The organism is Furfurilactobacillus siliginis, from assembly GCF_001437435.1.
Classification (GTDB): domain Bacteria; phylum Bacillota; class Bacilli; order Lactobacillales; family Lactobacillaceae; genus Furfurilactobacillus; species Furfurilactobacillus siliginis.
The window spans coordinates 1-1,928 of sequence record NZ_JQCB01000032.1 but is presented as its reverse complement, the minus strand read 5'-3'; the positions used below and the strand labels follow the sequence as shown (position 1 = coordinate 1,928).

Annotated in this window: 2 protein-coding genes; both read right to left on the bottom strand. The window is 34.0% G+C overall.

Features of this window, described 5'->3' with window-relative positions; genetic code table 11:
• Nucleotides 1-35: 35 nt before the first annotated feature.
• Complete coding sequence (locus tag IV55_RS10025) at nt 36-836, bottom strand: CDP-glycerol glycerophosphotransferase family protein (protein ID WP_057811763.1); 801 nt, start codon at nt 834-836, stop codon at nt 36-38.
• Between the two features lie 2 nt (nt 837-838).
• The gene (locus tag IV55_RS10020; RefSeq protein ID WP_162260752.1) at nt 839-1,729 is read right to left on the bottom strand and encodes a GT-D fold domain-containing glycosyltransferase; all 891 of its coding nucleotides are present in this window, start codon (nt 1,727-1,729) and stop codon (nt 839-841) included.
• Between the last annotated feature and the right edge of the window lie 199 nt (nt 1,730-1,928).

The window sequence follows — 1,928 nt, the reverse complement described above, 5'->3', positions numbered from 1 at the left end:
CAGGTTATGCTGACAAATTTGTCCAAAAATTCGGATTAAATTTGCAATCTACCATTTAAAAACTGGATTAACTCTTTATTGCTCAATAATGCCATGTAGTTCTTAAAGTAGTCAGAACTTGCAAAGTCGTTTTCACTGGCCTCCGATAAGTAATACCGCCACGTTGGCATAATCAATATGTAGTTCTTAGTCGGCTCATTTATTCTTTTATATAGATTATCGAATCTAGAAAAACCAGTTTCAATCACCTGCCCATTCCGATACCCCAGTTCAGGATCAGAAATAGCCTTATATTCATCTTTCGTAGTAGTAACAAAAAAATCAAAACGCGTTCTGGCAAAACCGGCATTTTTTTCAACATTATCCTTCGTTACACCATGTTGTAAAAAAACAAATTCAAGTTTGGGGTTCAACCAACTATATAGGATTTTAAATTCTCGCCAATTCATTTGCTTCCATGGGGCGAAATGTCCGTCATGTGTTGAAAGTACATATCTAGCTTTGAACATCATTTTCATATGCCGAAAAGAAGAATGTTCAACCACTTCACCGTACTTTGTAACCGTCTCAAAAACGGGGCTATCTTTCGTAAGATAATATGCAGTAGGAATATCAGCATGTTGTTCTCTTAAATATTGAAAGAACATAAATGCGTTATCTTTTGCATCCGGTCCTTCTTCGCCGATTAGCCAAACTTTACTTGGTATTGTTCTATCAAACTTTGACGCTATGAAAGCACAAAGCACCACAGGAAATTGAACTAATGCAATCACTAGCTTTATGAAATCTTTGAGCTTGATTTTAGTTTTTATATAGCTTTTTAATTTATCTGTCAAAATTATTTAATCCTCATTAAAATCTGTTTTTCATAGTCTTGATTATAAACTTTTTCTACTGGCATAGAATTTGCTAGTTCATTATTGAATTTAGTCGGAATTGGAATTCTTTTAAAACTATTCCGAATGAAATATTCATACTGTAAATCGAAATGGCCTATATCTATCGCTTGAAGTCCAGCTCGTGCAAGCCGCGCAGAAAGAACTGTAGCTGTAGGCCCTAGTGCTAGCAAAACAAGTAAATCATCAGAGCGTTTTCCGTACTCCACTGCTGCCATTTCCATTTCATCAATTTTCGTATAGGCATCTTTTTGAGGTCCAACTATCCGTTTAACACTACGGCTTTCCTCCAATAAATCATTGTTTACTCCAAACTTAGTATCCTTTCCTTCGATAACTAATACATTTCTATGCTTCCATAATCCTTTAGTAGCCATCACGTGCTTTTGAATATCTGTTTTGTTCTTTAATTCAGTTACCGTTCTACTAAAATTTGTGTCTAAATATACTGGTACCTCATTAAATCCAGTGCTTATTCTTTTATGGTTTTTAGAAACATAGTTCCACCAAAAAAACTTTATTGAAGCTTTGTACAAACTGGTACTCACAAATCCATGTGGTAACGCAAGAAATAGATTTTCTAACTTATTATCAACTAAAGACAGAAGTTCGTCCGCTAAATCAGCATCGTACTTTTGAAAACCAATTCCACGCTGATTAAACATAATGTTCATTTCGCCATCACCGAATCTGGCTAAGGATTTTTTGTTGGTCTTCAAAAGATCAACGGTCTCTTGAGGCGTTACTATCTTAAAGGTAAAATCCTTCTTGTAATGCCAGTAAAACGGATATTCAACAAATCTAATATTTTTTAAAAGCTCAACAATTTTCAATTTCCTAAATTCCATTTTAAAATATGCCTACTCTCTCAACATCTTTTTATATAAAATTGCTCTCACACGCGGTGGAACACTAATATTTATCATCATTAACACAATACTAACTACAAATTGAGTAAATGTAATAAATCTTAACTTATGGTAGATTGCAAATTTAATCCGAATTTTTGGACAAATTTGTCAGCATAACCTG